The 16,657-nt window shown below is 72.3% G+C and carries 17 protein-coding genes; 12 read left to right on the top strand and 5 right to left on the bottom strand.

The window, feature by feature from the left end:
• Window positions 1-39: 39 nt before the first annotated feature.
• From O9K63_RS08385 to O9K63_RS08375, 3 genes are all read left to right on the top strand, one after another.
• Window positions 40-795: an isoprenyl transferase gene (locus O9K63_RS08385; protein ID WP_277236991.1), complete on the top strand. Its 756-nt coding sequence runs from the start codon at window positions 40-42 to the stop codon at window positions 793-795.
• A gap of 350 nt (window positions 796-1,145) precedes the next feature.
• Window positions 1,146-2,528, top strand: a complete 1,383-nt coding sequence (locus O9K63_RS08380; protein WP_277236990.1) for a PhoH family protein — start codon at window positions 1,146-1,148, stop codon at window positions 2,526-2,528.
• Between the two features lie 232 nt (window positions 2,529-2,760).
• Complete coding sequence (locus O9K63_RS08375) at window positions 2,761-3,555, top strand: hypothetical protein (protein ID WP_277236988.1); 795 nt, start codon at window positions 2,761-2,763, stop codon at window positions 3,553-3,555.
• A gap of 76 nt (window positions 3,556-3,631) precedes the next feature.
• Here O9K63_RS08375 and coaA read toward each other — a convergent pair whose 3' ends face one another.
• The gene (gene coaA, locus O9K63_RS08370; protein ID WP_277242291.1) at window positions 3,632-4,570 is read right to left on the bottom strand and encodes a type I pantothenate kinase; all 939 of its coding nucleotides are present in this window, start codon (window positions 4,568-4,570) and stop codon (window positions 3,632-3,634) included.
• A gap of 85 nt (window positions 4,571-4,655) precedes the next feature.
• On the opposite strand from coaA, the gene glmS reads away from it, so the two are divergent.
• From glmS to O9K63_RS08355, 3 genes are all read left to right on the top strand, one after another.
• Window positions 4,656-6,515, top strand: a complete 1,860-nt coding sequence (gene glmS / locus O9K63_RS08365; RefSeq protein ID WP_277236986.1) for a glutamine--fructose-6-phosphate transaminase (isomerizing) — start codon at window positions 4,656-4,658, stop codon at window positions 6,513-6,515.
• A 16-nt stretch (window positions 6,516-6,531) separates the two neighbouring features.
• On the top strand, window positions 6,532-6,894 hold the full coding sequence (locus O9K63_RS08360) for a holo-ACP synthase (RefSeq protein WP_277236984.1): 363 nt from the start codon (window positions 6,532-6,534) through the stop codon (window positions 6,892-6,894).
• A 113-nt stretch (window positions 6,895-7,007) separates the two neighbouring features.
• Window positions 7,008-8,474, top strand: a complete 1,467-nt coding sequence (locus O9K63_RS08355; RefSeq protein WP_277236982.1) for a bifunctional ADP-dependent NAD(P)H-hydrate dehydratase/NAD(P)H-hydrate epimerase — start codon at window positions 7,008-7,010, stop codon at window positions 8,472-8,474.
• 5 nt (window positions 8,475-8,479) lie between these two features.
• Here O9K63_RS08355 and O9K63_RS08350 read toward each other — a convergent pair whose 3' ends face one another.
• The 4 genes from O9K63_RS08350 to mgrA are packed head-to-tail and all read right to left on the bottom strand — an operon-like array spanning window position 8,480 to window position 11,334.
• Window positions 8,480-9,040, bottom strand: a complete 561-nt coding sequence (locus O9K63_RS08350) for a glycine cleavage system protein R (RefSeq protein ID WP_277236980.1) — start codon at window positions 9,038-9,040, stop codon at window positions 8,480-8,482.
• 24 nt (window positions 9,041-9,064) lie between these two features.
• On the bottom strand, window positions 9,065-9,613 hold the full coding sequence (locus tag O9K63_RS08345) for an OmpA family protein (protein ID WP_277236979.1): 549 nt from the start codon (window positions 9,611-9,613) through the stop codon (window positions 9,065-9,067).
• Complete coding sequence (locus O9K63_RS08340) at window positions 9,610-10,230, bottom strand: hypothetical protein (protein WP_277236978.1); 621 nt, start codon at window positions 10,228-10,230, stop codon at window positions 9,610-9,612. Before O9K63_RS08340 ends, O9K63_RS08345 begins: the two co-directional genes overlap by 4 nt.
• Window positions 10,231-10,290: 60 nt before the next feature.
• Window positions 10,291-11,334, bottom strand: a complete 1,044-nt coding sequence (mgrA, locus tag O9K63_RS08335; protein WP_277236976.1) for an L-glyceraldehyde 3-phosphate reductase — start codon at window positions 11,332-11,334, stop codon at window positions 10,291-10,293.
• Window positions 11,335-11,382: 48 nt separating this feature from the next.
• On the opposite strand from mgrA, the gene alr reads away from it, so the two are divergent.
• From alr to tsaD, 6 genes are read left to right on the top strand one after another with little or no spacing between them, the layout of a single operon-like run.
• Window positions 11,383-12,591, top strand: a complete 1,209-nt coding sequence (gene alr, locus O9K63_RS08330; protein ID WP_277236974.1) for an alanine racemase — start codon at window positions 11,383-11,385, stop codon at window positions 12,589-12,591.
• On the top strand, window positions 12,591-13,760 hold the full coding sequence (locus O9K63_RS08325) for an alpha/beta fold hydrolase (RefSeq protein WP_277236973.1): 1,170 nt from the start codon (window positions 12,591-12,593) through the stop codon (window positions 13,758-13,760). The genes alr and O9K63_RS08325 overlap by 1 nt, the downstream gene beginning before the upstream one ends.
• The gene (tsaE, locus tag O9K63_RS08320) at window positions 13,757-14,242 is read left to right on the top strand and encodes a tRNA (adenosine(37)-N6)-threonylcarbamoyltransferase complex ATPase subunit type 1 TsaE (protein WP_277236972.1); all 486 of its coding nucleotides are present in this window, start codon (window positions 13,757-13,759) and stop codon (window positions 14,240-14,242) included. Before O9K63_RS08325 ends, tsaE begins: the two co-directional genes overlap by 4 nt.
• Window positions 14,239-14,961, top strand: a complete 723-nt coding sequence (tsaB, locus tag O9K63_RS08315; RefSeq protein ID WP_277236970.1) for a tRNA (adenosine(37)-N6)-threonylcarbamoyltransferase complex dimerization subunit type 1 TsaB — start codon at window positions 14,239-14,241, stop codon at window positions 14,959-14,961. The genes tsaE and tsaB overlap by 4 nt, the downstream gene beginning before the upstream one ends.
• Before the next feature lie 8 nt (window positions 14,962-14,969).
• Window positions 14,970-15,425 (top strand): ribosomal protein S18-alanine N-acetyltransferase, encoded by a 456-nt coding sequence (gene rimI / locus O9K63_RS08310; protein WP_277236969.1) that lies wholly within the window; start codon window positions 14,970-14,972, stop codon window positions 15,423-15,425.
• Between the two features lie 9 nt (window positions 15,426-15,434).
• Window positions 15,435-16,520, top strand: coding sequence for a tRNA (adenosine(37)-N6)-threonylcarbamoyltransferase complex transferase subunit TsaD (tsaD, locus tag O9K63_RS08305; RefSeq protein WP_277236967.1), 1,086 nt, complete (start codon window positions 15,435-15,437; stop codon window positions 16,518-16,520).
• The last annotated feature ends 137 nt before the right edge of the window (window positions 16,521-16,657 follow it).

The raw sequence follows: 16,657 nt of genomic DNA, 5'->3' as shown, positions 1-16,657 counted from the left end.
GTTGTCTCGGGTCGAGATCGCGCCAAGGAAGGACAGCGAGTGCGCAACCCGCTCTACAGCGCCTACGAGCGACGTCTCGTCCGGCAGCTCAACCGCGATGCCGTTCCACGGCACGTGGGGATGATCGTGGACGGCAACCGACGGTTCGCGAAGGCGCGTGGACGCAATGCCGACGACGGGCACCGCGCGGGGGCGGCCAACATCGCCAGCTTCCTGGAGTGGTGCGAGGACGCGGGCGTCGAGGTCGTCACCCTGTGGCTGCTCTCGACGGACAACCTGACCCGCCCCCCCGAGGAGCTCGACCACCTGCTGCGGATCATCGAGGGCCTCGTGGCCGACCTGGCCTCGGCCGCCCGCTGGCAGCTGCACTCCGCCGGCGCCCTGGAGCTGCTCCCTGTGCAGACCGCGGCGGCCCTGCGCCGGGCGGAGGAGGAGACGGCCGGGGTCGACGGGCTCGTCGTCAACGTCGCCGTCGGCTACGGGGGGCGTCAGGAGATCTCCGACGCCGTCCGGTCCCTGCTGCGCACCCGCGCCGCGGAGGGCGCCAGCCTCGACGAGGTCGCGGCGGAGCTGACCGCCGAGGACATCGGGGCCCACCTCTACACCAAGGGACAGCCCGACCCGGACCTCGTCATCCGCACGTCGGGGGAGCAGCGGCTCTCCGGCTTCCTGCTGTGGCAGTCGGCGCACAGCGAGTACTACTTCTGCGAGGCCTACTGGCCCGAGTTCCGTCGGGTGGACTTCCTGCGGGCCCTGCGTGCCTACGCCGACCGGCACCGACGATTCGGCGGCTGACCCCTTCGTCCCGGTCGAGGGACTCGCGCGCGACCCGGTCACCCAGTGAGACCGCGTGTGGCGGCAGGGACCCGAGTGGCTGCCGAGGCTCCTGTGACGTCTGGGGGGTGGCCGGTCCGTGAACGTTGGGAACACGCCGCAGCGCGTCCGACGCCCGGCGGTGCGTCGGCCTAGCGTGATGCCTGACGGGTCGCACCCCGCGGCCCTGACGGGAAGGCCGACATGGGGCTGCTGACCAGCAGGAGGAGCCGTTCACGGCCCCTGCCCGTGCCTCGGATCCCATCCCGGCACCAGCACCGAGAGTAGGCGCACACGCGCCTTCGGGGCGCGGCGCCGACGAGGAGACCGACGTGGACGACCTGATGACCCAGACCGTCACCCCCTCAGGCACGCAGCCCGACGGAGCGCCTGATCCGGTGACCCTCCCGCCCCAGGACGAAGGCCGACGCACCTACGTCATCGACACCTCGGTCCTGCTCTCGGACCCGCGGGCGGTGCTGCGCTTCAAGGAGCACGAGGTGGTCCTGCCGGTCGTCGTCGTGACCGAGCTGGAGGGCAAGCGGCACCACCCGGAGCTGGGATACTTCGCCCGCACCGCGCTGCGCCTCCTCGACGACCTGCGCGTGCAGGCCGGCCGCCTCGACGCACCGGTGGATGTCGGGGCGGACGGCGGGACGCTGCGCGTCGAGCTCAACCACACCGATCCCGCCTCGCTCCCGTCGGGGTTCCAGCTCGGGGACAACGACACCCGCATCCTCGCGGTGGCCAAGAACCTCTCCCTCGAGGGCGCCGACGTCACGATCGTCTCCAAGGACCTGCCGATGCGGGTCAAGGCCTCCGCCGTCGGGCTGGACGCGCAGGAGTACCGCCACGAGCAGACGCGCGCCGACTCCGGGTGGACCGGGATGGCCGAGCTCGAGCTGAGTGGCGAGGAGGTCGACCACCTCTACGCGACCGGGCGCGTGGAGAACCTCGCCGCCGCCGAGATGCCCTGCCACACGGGGCTGAAGATCATCTCCGAGCGGGGCAACGCCCTCGGCCGTGTGGGTGCGGACAAGCAGGTGCGGCTCGTGCGCGGCGACCGCGACGCCTTCGGCCTGCACGGGCGCTCCGCCGAGCAACGCATTGCCCTGGACCTCCTCCTCGACCCCGACGTCGGCATCGTCAGCCTCGGTGGCCGTGCCGGCACGGGCAAGAGCGCGCTGGCGATGTGTGCCGGCCTCGAGGCGGTCATGGAGCGCAGGCAGCACCGCAAGGTCGTCGTCTTCCGCCCGCTGTACGCGGTGGGCGGCCAGGAGCTGGGCTACCTGCCCGGGAGCGAGCAGGAGAAGATGGGGCCGTGGGCGCAGGCGGTCCACGACACCCTCGGCGCGGTCGTGTCCACGGAGGTCGTCGAGGAGATCCTCGACCGCGACATGCTCGAGGTGCTGCCACTGACCCACATCCGCGGCCGCAGCCTCCACGACGCCTTCGTCATCGTCGACGAGGCGCAGAGCCTGGAGCGCAACGTCCTGCTCACCGTGATGTCCCGCATCGGGCAGAACTCCAAGATCGTGCTCACCCACGACGTGGCCCAGCGTGACAATCTGCGCGTCGGGCGCCATGACGGCGTCGCGGCGGTCATCGAGACCCTGAAGGGCCACCCGCTCTTCTCGCACGTCACGCTCACCCGCAGCGAGCGCAGCCCCATCGCGGCGCTGGTGACCGATCTGCTCGAGGGCAGCGACATGTGACCTCGGTCCCATGACGAAGGCGGTGTCCTGAGGCGCGACGACGGAGCCTCGAAGGGGGCGTCCCACCACGGTGGTGGGACGCTCCCTTCGTCCGTGGTTACCCGGGGGTTGGCGCCGAGGCCAAGGGTCGGCTAAGGTCTCGACTTGGTAACGGCGGGGCAGCGCGCCATGCTGGCCCCGCATCAACAGCCACTCCCTCGGAGTGGCTGTCGTCATGAAAGGAGCTGGTGACGTGGGCTCGACGAGCTACACGCCACGGCACGGATCACGGCGCACGGCTCCACCGCGCCCGCGCCGGGGAGCAGCGGCCATCCGAACCGCAGTCCGTCGACCCGTCATCGGCGGTGCGGTCGCGATCGCCATGCTGGGTTCGCTCGGCGCCACCGTCGCCATCGGCGACCCGCCCGACGCCCGGGACGTGGCGTCGGCCGCGCTCTCCGCTCCCCAGCAGGATGCCGCCGGCAGTGGCTCCGAGCGTGCGGGGTCGAACGACACCGCCGCCCGGGACGCCGCCCGCCTCGCCGAGGACCGTCGCTCGGCCAATGTCTCCCGGAGTGCCTCCCGCGAGAAGGCCCGCCTGGCCGAGGAGGAGAGGGAGGCCAAGGAGAGGAAGGCCGCGAGGGCCGCCAAGGCGAAGAAGAAGGCCGCGCGAGAGAAGAGGGAGGCCGCCAAGCCGGTCAGTGAGCGCGACTTCACCAACGCCCAGATCGCCCGGATCCAGGCCGACCCCAAGCCCTACGCCATCGAGCTGATGCGTGAGTACGGCTGGGACGACGGCCAGTGGAGCTGCCTCGAGCAGCTGTGGATCGGCGAGAGCGACTGGGAGTGGGACGCGACCAACTCCTCCTCCGGTGCCTACGGCATCCCGCAGTCCCTGCCCGCCAACAAGATGGCGTCCGCCGGTGGCGACTGGAAAACCAACCCGATCACCCAGATCGACTGGGGTCTGAACTACATCAAGCTCAGCTACGGCAGCCCCTGCGGCGCGCTGAACTTCTGGAACAACCAGAACCCGCACTGGTACTGACCGAGCACGACCCGCTCACGCGCCCGCCCGGCAGCATCCCGACGAGCGCGAGGGGTCGGTGGGGCGCAGAAGCGGGTCAGAGCTTGCGCAGCCGGATCCTGCGGACCTGGTGGTCCGCCCCCTTCGTCAGCACGAGGCTCGCCCGACCCCGTGTCGGCAGGACGTTGTCGACGAGGTTGGGCTGGTTGATCGTCTCGAAGATGTGCAGCGCGCGGGCCTCGGCCTGCTCGTCGCTCAGCTGCGCGTAGCGGTGGAAGTAGGACTGCGGGTCGGCGAAGGAGGTCTGCCGCAGCCGCAGGAAGCGCTCGACGTACCACCGTCGGATGTCGTCGACCTTGGCGTCGACGTAGACGGAGAAGTCGAAGAAGTCGCTGACGGCGAGCCCGGTCCGTCCGTCCTGGCGGGCGCCGGGAGGCTGCAGGACGTTGAGTCCCTCGACGATGAGCACGTCCGGCTGGCGCACGACGGTCTGCTCCTCCGGGACGATGTCGTAGGTCAGGTGCGAGTAGACCGGCGCGTGGACCTCGGGCTGACCGGCCTTGACGGCCGACATGAAGCGCAGCAGCGCCCGACGGTCGTAGGACTCGGGGAAGCCTTTGCGCTGCAGCAGGCCGCGCCGCTCCAGCTCGGCGTTCGGCAGCAGGAAGCCGTCGGTGGTCACCAGGTCGACCTGGGGCGTGTCCGGCCAGCGCAGCATCAGCTCGCGCAGGATGCGGGCGGTCGTGGACTTGCCCACCGCGACCGACCCGGCGACGCCGATGACGAAGGGAGCCTTCGGTGGCCGCTCCCCGAGGAAGGTGGAGGTGGTCCGGTGCAGCCGTGTCGTGGCCGAGACGTAGAAGGTCAGCAGCCGGGAGAGCGGGAGGTAGACCTCCTGGACCTCCTCGAGGTCGATGGGGTCGCTGAGGCCGCGCAGACGCGCCAGATCGCCCTCGTCGAGGTTGAGGGGGTGGTTCTCACGCAGCCGGGCCCAGGCATCGCGGTCGAGCTCGACGAAGGGGGACGGCACGGTCATCGTGCTGGCGGAGGACGCGGAGGGCACGGCCTCATTGTGTCCCACGTGCTCCGGACCCGCCGCAGGGACGGTTAGCCTGTCCCGCATGTGTGGAATCGTTGGATACGTCGGCCCGGACGCGGGGGCCCGCTCCCTGGACGTCGTGATGGAGGGCCTCTCGCGGCTCGAGTACCGCGGGTACGACTCCGCAGGCATCGCCCTGGTCACGGGGGACACGGTCTTCGCGGAGAAGCGCGCCGGCAAGCTCGCCAACCTGCGCGCGGCCCTGGAGTCGGAGGCGATCCCGGTGTCCGCGACGGCCATCGGTCACACCCGCTGGGCCACCCACGGTGGTCCGACGGACGAGAACGCCCACCCGCACCGCGGCGGGCAGGACGGGAAGATCGCGGTCGTCCACAACGGCATCGTCGAGAACTTCCACGCGCTCAAGGGCGAGCTGCTCGAGCAGGGCGTGTCCTTCACCTCCGAGACCGACACCGAGGTCGCCGCCCACATGCTGGCGGCCGCGTTCACCGAGACCGGTGACCTCACCGAGGCGATGCGCCGGGTGGTCAACCGACTCGAGGGTGCCTTCACCCTCCTGGCGGTGCACGCCGACCAGCCCGACGTCGTCGTGGCGGCCCGTCGCAACAGCCCGCTCGTCGTCGGCCTCGGTGAGGGGGAGAACTTCCTCGGCTCCGACGTGGCGGCCTTCATCGGCTACACCAAGCAGGCCGTCGAGCTGGAGCAGGACCAGATCGTCACGATCACCCCGGACGACTACTCGGTGATCAACTTCGACGGGACCGACGGCGCGGGACGCCCCTACGAGGTGACCTGGGATGCAGCCGCTGCGGAGAAGGACGGCTTCGACACCTTCATGGAGAAGGAGATCCACGACCAGCCGAAGGCGGTCGGGGACACGCTGCTCGGTCGCACCGACGCCGAGGGCCGGCTCGTTCTCGACGAGGTGCGCATCGACGAGGAGAAGCTCCGGGCGATCGACCGCATCACGATCGTCGCCTGCGGGACGGCCGCCTACGCAGGCACGGTCGCCAAGTACGCCATCGAGCACTGGACCCGGATCCCGGTCGAGGTCGCCCTCGCGCACGAGTTCCGCTACTGCGACCCGATCGTCGACGAGCGCACCCTCGTGGTCTCGATCAGCCAGTCCGGTGAGACCGCCGACACCGCGATGGCGGTGCGCCACGCCCGCTCCCTCGGTGCGCTCACGGTCTCGGTCTGCAACACCCACGGTGCGACGATCCCGCGCGAGTCGGACGCCGTCCTCTACACCCACGCGGGGCCGGAGATCGCGGTCGCCTCGACCAAGGCCTTCCTCGCGCAGATCACCGCCTGCTACGTGCTGGGCCTCTACCTCGCGCAGCTGCGCGGCGAGACCTTCGCCGACGACGCCAGGTCGGTCATGGCGGAGCTGCACACGGTCCCGGACAAGATCGCCGAGCTGCTGACGACGATGGACCGGGTCGAGGAGATCGCCCGCTTCATGTCCGACACCCGCGCGGTGCTCTTCCTCGGGCGCCACGTCGGCTTCCCGATCGCGATGGAGGGAGCCCTGAAGCTCAAGGAGCTCGCCTACATCCACGCCGAGGGCTTCGCCGCCGGCGAGCTCAAGCACGGTCCCATCGCGCTCATCGAGCCCGGCCAGCCGGTCTTCATCATCGTGCCCGGGCCGGACACGCCGAACGACCTGCACAAGAAGGTCGTCTCCAACATCCAGGAGATCCGCGCCCGCGGCGCCCGCACCATCGTCATCGCCCAGGAGGGCGACGAGGAGGTCACCCCCTTCGCCGACGAGGTGATCCGGGTGCCGCACACCTCGCCGCTGCTCCAGCCGCTCCTGACCGTCGTGCCGCTGCAGGTCTTCGCCCTGCACCTGTCCACGGCGAAGGGTCTCGACGTCGACCAGCCGCGCAACCTCGCCAAGTCCGTCACCGTCGAGTGAAGGTCGGGGGAGCGCGGTGATCGTCGGGGTGGGGATCGACGTCGTCGACATGGTGCGTCTCGGCGCCCGTCTCGAGCGGACGCCGGGCCTGCGCGAGCGTGTCTTCACCGAGCGTGAGCGCGACCTGCCGCTGCGCTCCCTCGCGGCGCGGTTCGCCGCCAAGGAGGCGACCGGCAAGGCGCTGTGCACACCGGGCGACCTGCCGTGGCAGGAGGCGGAGGTGACGAAGGGGGAGCACGGCGAACCGGTCCTCGTGGTCACCGGGGCGGTCGCGGCCCGTGCCGAGCTGCTCGGCGTCACCCGCCTGCACATCTCCCTCAGTCACGACGGCGGCATCGCCACCGCGATCGTCATCGCCGAGTCCGCCGACTCGCCCTGACCACACGAACTACTGCAGGCAGTAGCTGGTATCGCCTGCAGCAGCTCGAGATGCGGCCGACGATACGAAGTGCTGCCTGCAGTAGTTCGTACGGCGGGGGTAACGTCAGCGGCGTGATCACCGGGTACTCAGTCGAGACGATCCGTCGGGCCGAGCAGGCCCTCCCCGACCTCCTCGAGAGCGGGGAGCTGATGAGCCGGGCCGCCAGGGGGGTCGCCCGGCTGACGAGCGGTCGCATGCGCGACCGTGGCTTCCGGCGGGTCACGGGGTTGGTGGGCCCGGGCAACAACGGTGCCGACACCCTCTACGCGCTCGCGCGGCTGGCCCGGCGCGGCTTCGAGGCCACCGCCGTGTGCGTGGACCCCGAGTCCTCACCCACGGTGTCGGCGGCCGCCGAGCGTGCCCGCTCCCGGGGTGCCCGTGTCCTCACCGGTGACGGTGCCGAGGCGCTCACCGCGATCGCCCGGGCCGAGGTGGTCCTCGACGGCATCACCGGCATCGGCGGACGGCCGGGACTGCCCCCCTTCGCCCGGCCGTGGGTGGATGCGATCCGGGACCGCACCTGGGTGATCGCCGTCGACACCCCGAGCGGGCAGCCCGTCGACGGTGGGCCGCTCGTCGCGGACGCGGTCTTCGCGGACGAGACGGTGACCTTCGGGGCGCCCAAGGCCGTCCACCTGATGCCGTCGACCGAGCCGACCTGCGGGATCCTCACCGTCCTGGACATCGGTCTGGACCTCACGGACGCCACCCCGATCGTCGTGCGGCTGACCCCGGACGACGTGCCCCTCCTCTGGCCCGTCCCGACCACGGCGGACGACAAGTACTCGCGCGGCGTGCTCGGTCTCATCGCCGGAGGCGAGCGGTACACGGGGGCCGCGGTGCTCGCGAGTACCGCGGCGGTGACGGCGGGGGCCGGGATGGTCCGCTACGTCGGCCCGCAGGCACCGACCGACCTCGTCCGACAGGCGGCCCCCGAGGTGGTGCCGGGCGAAGGGAGGGTCCAGGCCTGGTGCATCGGCTCCGGCCTCGACCCGGAGGCCACCGGCGAAGGGGCGGCGGAGCAGTTGGCCGCCGCGCGCAAGGCCCTCGCCTCCGACGTGCCGGTCGTCCTCGACGCGGGCGGCCTCGACCTCCTCGACGGGCCCCGCGAGGCGCCGACCCTCCTGACCCCGCACGCGGGGGAGTGCGCCCGCGCGCTGACCCGACTGCGTGGCCGCGCGACCGCCCTGACCCGGGCCGAGGTCGAGGCCGACCCACTCGAGCACGCCAGGATGCTCGCCCGGCTCACCGGTGCGACCGTCCTGCTCAAGGGTGCGGTCACCCACGTCGTCGACGCCGACGGGCCGGTCCACGTGCACGACGACGCGCCCGCGTGGCTCGCCACGGCCGGGTCGGGGGACGTCCTCGCGGGTCTCGTGGGGACGCTGCTCGCCGCCGGCCTGGACCCGACGACGGCGGCATCACTCGGGGTGCTCGTCCACGGACGGGCTGCCGAGCACGCCAACCCCGGGGGCCCGGTGCGGGCACTGGCCGTGGCGCACGCGATCGGGCCGACGATCGCGGCCCTCCTGCGGTAGGCGGACTAACCCAGCTCGGGGACCTCGCCCCAGGCCGGGTTGTCGTCCTCGCCGTCGTCGATCCGGATGTCCAGCCTGAGCTGCTCCGAGACCTCGTCCAGCGCGGTGCGCAGGTCGGTGAGGTCGACGTCCTCGGCCGCACCGACGACCGCCGTCGCCTCGAAGAGCCGCTCACCGCTCATCGGGGCATCGCTCGTGGCGGAGTGGAACTCCCGGATGCCCAGCCCCCGGTCGGCCAGCGCCCGGGTCACTTCGCGCACGATGCCGGGCTGGTCCTGGCCGATGGCGACCACTCGGACCGGTGCGTCACCCGGGTCCGCGGTCGCGGCGGTGGTCGCTGCCGTCACCTCGACGACGTCGACGTCGCGCAGGTCGCGCACGGCGGCCGACAGGTCCTCGACCCGCTCGTCCTCGAGCTGGACCAGGACCGCCCCGGCGAAGGTGCCGCCCAACCGGCCCATCTGGCTCTCCAGCCAGTTGCCGCCGTGCTCGGCGACGACCGCCGCGAGCTCGGTGACCAGTCCGGGGCGATCCTCGGCGATGAGGCTGACGACGACGGTGCGCATGCCTGTCAGGCTAGCGCCGTCGGGTCACCCGTACCTGATCTCGACGCGTCTGTTCTTGGCGCGGCCGCGGGGGTTGTCCTCCCCGCCCGTGTTGTTGGGCTCGACGGGATCGGCGCTGCCTCGTCCTCGTGCGGTGGTGTCCAGGTCGGGGCGGGCCGTGGTCACGGCCTCCTCCACGGCCCGGGCCCGCTCGGTCGACAGCCGTTGGTTGTAGTCCTCCTCGCCGACGTCATCGGTGTAGCCGGTGATCGTCACCGACGCGCCCTGCGGGATCTCCTCGACCACGTCACCGATGGCCCGCTGCGCACGGGAGCTGATCCTCGCCTCGTCGAAGGCGAAGAGGACGTCGCTGTTGAGGGCGATCGCCTCCGAGGAGACCTTCCGCTCGAGCGGGGTGACCTGCGGCCGGATGTCGCTGGTGTTGGGCTGGAGGTCGTGCACCGAGGCCGCCAGCTGGGCGGGCGTGATCTCCGGCAGGTCGTCGACCCCGTCGCCGTGCGCCGGGACGGCGGCCAGGGGCAGGACGAGCACGGCCGCGAGGGCCCCGGTGGTCGCCCGCGACCGCCGGCTCACTGGATGGTCACCCCGGTGAAGGCCGGAGCCCCGTCCGCCGGCTTGACCGTCACGGTCTCCACGTCCTGCGGGGGCGCCGCGAAGACGGCGTAGAGGTGGAGGGTCTGGCCGCCGCCGACCTTGGTGCCCAGCGGTCCGGTCCCGGTCGAGACGGAACCGGACTCGGAGTCGACGACGTCGTGGACCGTGAGGTTCGTCGTATCGATGATCTGGGGTGCCCATCGGGTGGTGGTCCACCCGTAGTAGCTCGTGGGCTCGCCCTTCTTCGGCGTGAAGCCGAGGTTGAGCACGAGCAGGTCGCCGTCGCGTCGCAACGAGAGCAGATCCAGGGTGATCTCGGTGGGCGCGTTGTTCGCGCCGCCGCCCGCCCCCGGCATCGTGACGCTGGCGATCGGCTCCGGTGGGTCGGCCGGGTCGACACCGGCCTGCTTGGCGGCCTCATCGAGCTCGGAACTCGTTTCCGAGTCGCCCGGCGAGGAGGCCGGCGAGGCCTCGGCCGACGTGCTCGACGTCGACGACGCTGACTCCCCGCCCCCTTCGTCCTCGTTGCCCGCGCAGGCGGTGAGCATCGTGGCAGCGGTGAGCGCGGCCAGCATCGTGCGAATGGTCGTCCCCATGCCCTGTGTCCTCCCGGTGGTGTCGGGAGAAGAGTAGCGAGGTGGGACCACTCCTCGACCTCAGCCCTGCGCCGACTCCGCCCACCAGTTGATACCGCCCTCGACGGCGTGCTCGTCGATCCGGGCCAGCTCCTCGTCGGTGAAGCCGGGCGAGTCCAGCGCGCCGAGGCTGTTCTCCAGCTGGGAGACGGTGCGGGCCCCGACCAGCACCGAGGTGATGCGCCGGTCGCGCAGCGCCCACGCCAGCGCCATCTGGGCGAGGGTCTGTCCGCGCTCGCCGGCGATGTCGTTGAGGGCGCGGATGCGCGCGAGGTTGTCCTCGGTCAGCTGTCCCGCGACACCGGTGCCCTCGCGGCCGGCGCGGGAGTCCTCGGGGATCCCGCCGAGGTACTTGTCGGTCAGCAGCCCCTGGGCAAGGGGGGAGAAGGCGATCGCCCCCACGCCCAGGTCCTCGATCGTGTCGAGCAGCTCGGCCTCGACCCAGCGGTTGAGCATCGAGTAGGAGGGCTGGTGGATCAGCAGCGGGGTGCCCATCTCGCGCAGGATCGCGTAGGCCTCCCGCGTGCGCTCCGGCCCGTAGGAGGAGATGCCCACGTAGAGCGCCTTGCCCTGACGGACCGCGGAGTCCAGCGCCCCCATCGTCTCCTCGAGCGGTGTGTCCGGGTCGAAACGGTGGCTGTAGAAGATGTCCACGTAGTCCAGACCCATCCGCTGCAGGGACTGGTCGAGCGAGGCGAGCAGGTACTTGCGTGAACCGCCGATCTGCCCGTACGGCCCCGGCCACATGTCCCAGCCGGCCTTGGTGGAGATGACCAGCTCGTCCCGGTACCGGCGCAGGTCCTCGGCAAGCACGGTGCCGAAGTTGCGCTCGGCGCTGCCGTAAGGGGGTCCGTAGTTGTTCGCCAGGTCGAAGTGGGTCACGCCCAGGTCGAAGGCCCGGCGCAGCACCGCCCGCTGGGTCGCGAGGGGCTCGTGGTCGCCGAAGTTGTGCCACAGGCCCAGCGAGATCGGCGGCAGCTGCAGCCCGGAGCGGCCGCAGCGGCGGTAGTCGACGCCGTCGTAGCGGGTCGGATCGGCCTGGTAGTCGTCCACGTGGTAGGTCATACCCCCATGGTGCACCGTCGTGGCAGGCATACACTCGGGCGGATACCCATGGACACCACAGCACCCCGCCCCGAGTCACCGACCACCGCCACCTCCGCGACGCTCCCGCCCACGGCGTCGACGGACGGCCTGACCGCTTGGGCCGACATCGACCTCGGCGCCATCAGCGACAACGTCGCCCAGCTGGGCCGCCTCGCCGGTGACGCGGACGTCATGGCCGTGATCAAGGGCGACGCCTACGGCCACGGCCTCGTGCCCGTGGCCCACGCGGCGCTCGCCGGTGGTGCCACGTACCTCGCGATCGCCCAGCTGTCCGAGGCGATGGCCGCCCGCGCGGCGGGGATCACCGCACCCGTGCTCACCTGGCTCTTCCCGCCGGGGGCCGACCTGGCCGCAGCGATCCGTGCCGACCTGACCCTCTCCGCGGGCGCCCCCTGGGCACTGGGCGAGATCGCCGCGGCCGCGCGCGGGCTCGGCACCACGGCCCGCATCCACATCAAGGCCGACACCGGCCTGGGCCGCGGGGGCGCCTGGGCCGACGACCTCGCCGGGATGCTCGTCGAGGCCGCGCGCCTCGAGGCCGAGGGCGTCGTCGACGTCGAGGGGATCTTCTCCCACTTCGCGTACGCGGACGCGCCGAGGCACCCCACCGTGAGGGCCCAGCAGGAGACCTTCGTCGCGATCCTCGCCGACGCGGAGCGAGCCGGGCTGCGTCCCCGTATCCGGCACCTGGCCAACTCCGCGGCGACACTGACCAACCCGTCCGCGCAGTTCGACATGGTGCGACCGGGGGTCTCGATCTACGGGCTCTCGCCGGTGCCCGACCTGGGCGGCCCGACCCACTTCGGGCTGCGCGAGGCGATGCGGGTGACCGCCCGCCTGATCAACGTCAAGACCGCGGGAGCCGGGCAGGGCATCTCCTACGGCCACCAGTACACGACGAAGGGGGAGACCCGGCTGGGTCTCGTCCCGCTCGGCTACGCGGACGGTATCCCGCGCCACGCGGGCAACGTGGGGCCGGTGCAGGCGGACGGGCAGCGGCTCACGGTGGCCGGCCGGGTCTGCATGGACCAGTTCGTCCTCGACCTCGGGCCGGGCAGCACCGCTGCCGCGGGCGACGAGGTGGTCGTCTTCGGCCGGGAGGCCGACGGGGAGCCGACGGCCCAGGACTGGGCAGCGGCCATCGACACGATCAACTACGAGATCGTCACCCGCCTCGGGGCCCGCGTCCCGCGGCGGTACCTGGGAGCACGCTGATGGCCGGCCGCGTGAAGGACCCGAACGGCACGGAGCCGACGAGCAGGCACGCCGGCCACGCCGCCGCCACCGGTGTCGGGCTCGCCGCCGCGCTCGTGGGTGGGGCCGCGATCGCCGGCGCGGGGCTCGCGGGGCGCACGGCGGCGCGCCGCTCTCGAGCGCACGCGGTCACCGCCCCCGACAAGGTGCACGTCTTCCCCTTCGAGGCCGACAAGATCCTCGCGGTGCCCGCCAGCGACGGGGTCGTGCTGCACGTCGAGGTCGACGAGCCGAAGGGGTGGGCCGACAGCGGCCGTCCGACCGTCGTCCTCGTCCACGGCTTCGTGCTCAACCTCAGCTCCTGGATCCACCAGCGCCGCGAGCTCGTCGACGCCGGGTACCGCGTGGTCAGCTACGACCAGCGCAACCACGGCCGCTCCGAGTACGGCGACCTCGCCTCCTGCGTCATCGACCAGCTCGGCCAGGACCTGCGGGCCGTCATCGACGCGACGACCCCGGAGGGGGACCTCGTCCTCGTGGGCCACTCCATGGGTGGCATGACGATCATGAGCTTCGCCGGGCGGTACCCGCAGCTCACCCGCGACCGGGTCGTCGGCGCGGCGCTCATCGCGACGAGTGCCGGTGGGGACAGCCTCGTCCAGCTCGGCCTCGGGCAGCGCTTCGACCGCATCATCGCTGCGATCGGTCCCGGCGTCCTGGCCAACCTCTCCAACCGCGACGGCCTGTGGGGCGGCGCCCGGGCAGCCGGTCGGGGCATCGAGTCCTGGGCGGTGCAGAAGTACGCCTTCGGCACCGAGATGCCCAAGGACCTGCTGCGGCAGGTCGCGACGATGGTCTTCGGCACCCGGCTGGACGCCATCGGCGCCTTCCTGCCCGAGCTGGACACCCTCGACATCCGCGACGCGCTGCCGGCGCTGGTGGAGACACCCGTGCTCATCGTCGCCGGGTCCCGCGACGTCCTGACCCCGCCGGCGCACAGTGACCGGCTCGCGGAGGCGCTGCCGGCCGCTGAGCTCGTCGTCGTCCCCGGGGTCGGCCACGTCCTCCAGCTGGAGCGCCCCGGGGCCGTCACCGACGCGATCTTCGGCCTGCTCGAGCGGCCCCACGGCGAGGACGCCGCGCGGGACGCGAAGCGGGCGAAGGGAGCCGTCCGGGAGGATACGGCATGACGCTGGTGCTGCCCGACGCCGATGCGACCCTCGACCTCGGTCGCCGACTCGCCGGTCTGCTGCGCGCGGGTGACCTCGTCGTGCTCACCGGGGGTCTCGGCGCCGGCAAGACCACCCTCACCCGCGGCCTGGGGGAGGGCCTGGGCGTGCGTGGGCCGGTGACCTCGCCGACCTTCGTCATCGCCCGGATCCATCCCTCGCTCGTCGGTGGGCCCGAGCTGGTCCACGCGGACGCCTACCGGCTCGGCGGTATCGCGGAGCTGGACGACCTCGACCTCGACGCGGACCTCGACGACGCCGTGACGGTCGTCGAGTGGGGTGCCGGCCTGGCGGAGGGACTGGCCGAGGACCGCCTCGAGATCACCCTCGTCGCCGACCCCGCGACCGAGGAGCGCACCATGGACGTGCAGGCCGCCGGCCCCCGGTGGGACGGCATCGCGATCGAGGCGCTGCTGGCGCGCGGCGAAGGGAGCGAGCGATGAGGATCCTCGGGATGGACACGGCCACCTCGGCCATCACCGTGGCGGTGCACGACGGCGAGCAGGTCCTCGCCGCCCGCAGCACGGTCGACGCGCGCCGGCACACCGAGCTCCTCGCGCCGCTGCTCATCGAGGTCATGGCGGCCGCCGGCACCGCCCCCGAGGAGGTCACCCACGTGGCCGTCGGCACCGGTCCGGGCCCCTTCACCGGCCTGCGCGTCGGGCTCGTCACCGCGCAGACCTTCGCCCACGCCCGGGGGATCACCGTGCACGGCGTGTGCTCGCTCGACGCCCTGGCGGGTGCGGCGGCGGCCGGGGGCCACGAGGGCGAGCTGCTCGTCGCCACGGACGCCCGGCGCAAGGAGCTCTACTGGGCCCGCTACCGCTGCACCGACGGCGCCATCCAGCGACTGGACGACCCGGCCGTGGACAAGCCCGCCGAGCTGCCCGACGCCGTCCGCGCCCTGCCCACCGCCGGCCGCGGCCCCCTTCTCTACCCGGAGCTGCTGCCGCACGGCACCGACCTCCTCGACGTCGACGCCGGTGCCCTGGCCACGCTCGCGGCCCAGCGCATCACGGCGGGCGAGGCGATGCCGGTCGAGCCGCTCTACCTGCGCCGTCCCGACGCGGTGGTCCCGTCCGCGCCGAAGCCGGCCACCGCCCCGCGCCAGCAGCAGCAGCGACGCCGTCCCGACCGGCGGGCAGAGCAGGCCCAGCAGTGAGCGCGGCGGTGACCCCAGGGACGGCCACCGTGCGCGAGGTCCGCTGGCAGGACCTCGAGCAGCTCGCGGGCCTGGAGACCGAGCTCTTCGGCGTCGAGGCCTGGAGCCTTGCCTCGTGGTGGGGTGAGCTGGCCGGCCGTCCCCGTCGCGAGTATCTCCTCGCGGAGGACGAAGGGGGCGTGGCCGGCTACGCCGGACTCGACCACGGCGGCGAGGTCAGCGACATCATGACCATCGCCGTCCTGCCCAGGGCCCGCCGCACGGGCCTCGGTCGCCGCCTCCTGGAGGAGCTCGTCGACCGCTCCGTCCGCGCCGGCGCCCAGCGGCTCCTGCTCGAGGTCCGCGAGGACAACACGGCCGCCCGGGCGCTGTACGCGGCCCGCGGCTTCGAGCTGCTGCAGACCAGAGCCCGGTACTACCCGGGTGGGGTGGACGCCCTCGTCCTCGCCCTCGACCTGACCTGAGGAGATGTCATGAGCGACGCCGTGACCGAGCAGCCCCTCGTGCTGGGCATCGAGACCTCGTGCGACGAGACCGGTGTCGGCATCGTCCGCGGTACCGAGCTGCTCGTGGACGCCATCGCCTCGAGCGTCGACGAGCACGCGCGCTTCGGCGGGGTCGTGCCGGAGGTGGCCTCCCGCGCCCACCTCGAGGCCATGGTCCCGATGATCGAGAAGGCCTGCCGCGAGTCGGGCGTCGCGCTGACGGACCTCGACGGCATCGCCGTGACCGCCGGTCCCGGTCTGGCGGGTGCGCTCATGGTCGGGGTCGCCTCCGCCAAGGCGCTGTCGGTCGCCCTGGGCGTCCCGCTCTACGGGGTCAACCACCTCGCCAGCCACGTGGCCGTGGACATCGTCGAGCACGGGCCGCTGCCGGAGCCGACGATGGCCATGCTCGTCAGCGGCGGGCACTCCTCCCTCCTGCTCGTCCCGGACGTCACCCACGACATCCGCAGCCTCGGCGCGACGATCGACGACGCGGCGGGGGAGGCCTTCGACAAGGTCGCCAGGGTGCTCGGCCTGCCCTTCCCCGGTGGGCCGCACATCGACCGCGCCGCGAGCGACGGCCAGATCACCATCGACTTCCCCCGGGGTCTCTCCAGCCGCAGGGACATGGAGCGTCACCGCTTCGACTTCTCCTTCTCCGGGCTGAAGACGGCCGTGACCCGCTGGGTGGAGGCCGAGCGGGCAGCCGGGCGTGACGTGCCCGTCGGCGACGTCGCGGCGTCCTTCCAGGAGGCGGTCACCGACGTGTTGACCCGCAAGGCCGTGCTCGCCTGCCGCGAGCACGACGTCGCCGCCCTGCAGATCGGCGGCGGCGTCGCCGCCAACAGCCGGTTGCGCGAGATGGCCCGGCAACGGTGCGAGGAGGCGGGGGTCGCCCTGCGCGTCCCACGCCGTAGCCTGTGCACCGACAACGGCGCCATGGTCGCCAGTCTCGGGGCCCAGCTGATGCTCAAGGGCCGCCCGGCGAGCGACCCGTCGTTGCCCGCGGACAGCTCGCTACCCGTCACCGACGTGCGCACCGGGCTGCCCGTGGAGGTCGACCACGACCACTGAGGTCGCGTTCCATTCGGGTCACGAAGGGCGCGTCGATGTGGTTCTGGCCGCGTAAGGATGATTCCGTAAGGAAAAAGTCATCCCGCGGTCAGGGAACGGCAGCCCCTGCCCCGGGGGTGAAGACGAACACTGAGGAG

The organism is Janibacter cremeus, from assembly GCF_029395675.1.
In the GTDB taxonomy this organism is placed as follows: domain Bacteria; phylum Actinomycetota; class Actinomycetes; order Actinomycetales; family Dermatophilaceae; genus Janibacter; species Janibacter cremeus_A.
This window is presented reverse-complemented; position numbering and strand designations above follow the sequence as displayed.

What these genes read in the sequence shown, in the direction of transcription:
- O9K63_RS08350 (WP_277236980.1), bottom strand. Translation starts at nt 9,040, where the DNA reads ATGCGCACCGTCGTCGTCAGCCTCATCGCCGAGGATCGCCCCGGACTG.
- alr (WP_277236974.1), top strand. Translation starts at nt 11,383, where the DNA reads ATGGACACCACAGCACCCCGCCCCGAGTCACCGACCACCGCCACCTCC.
- tsaE (WP_277236972.1), top strand. Translation starts at nt 13,757, where the DNA reads ATGACGCTGGTGCTGCCCGACGCCGATGCGACCCTCGACCTCGGTCGC.
- tsaD (WP_277236967.1), top strand. Translation starts at nt 15,435, where the DNA reads ATGAGCGACGCCGTGACCGAGCAGCCCCTCGTGCTGGGCATCGAGACC.
- mgrA (WP_277236976.1), bottom strand. Translation starts at nt 11,334, where the DNA reads ATGACCTACCACGTGGACGACTACCAGGCCGATCCGACCCGCTACGAC.
- tsaB (WP_277236970.1), top strand. Translation starts at nt 14,239, where the DNA reads ATGAGGATCCTCGGGATGGACACGGCCACCTCGGCCATCACCGTGGCG.
- O9K63_RS08340 (WP_277236978.1), bottom strand. Translation starts at nt 10,230, where the DNA reads ATGGGGACGACCATTCGCACGATGCTGGCCGCGCTCACCGCTGCCACG.
- O9K63_RS08325 (WP_277236973.1), top strand. Translation starts at nt 12,591, where the DNA reads ATGGCCGGCCGCGTGAAGGACCCGAACGGCACGGAGCCGACGAGCAGG.
- coaA (WP_277242291.1), bottom strand. Translation starts at nt 4,570, where the DNA reads ATGACCGTGCCGTCCCCCTTCGTCGAGCTCGACCGCGATGCCTGGGCC.
- glmS (WP_277236986.1), top strand. Translation starts at nt 4,656, where the DNA reads ATGTGTGGAATCGTTGGATACGTCGGCCCGGACGCGGGGGCCCGCTCC.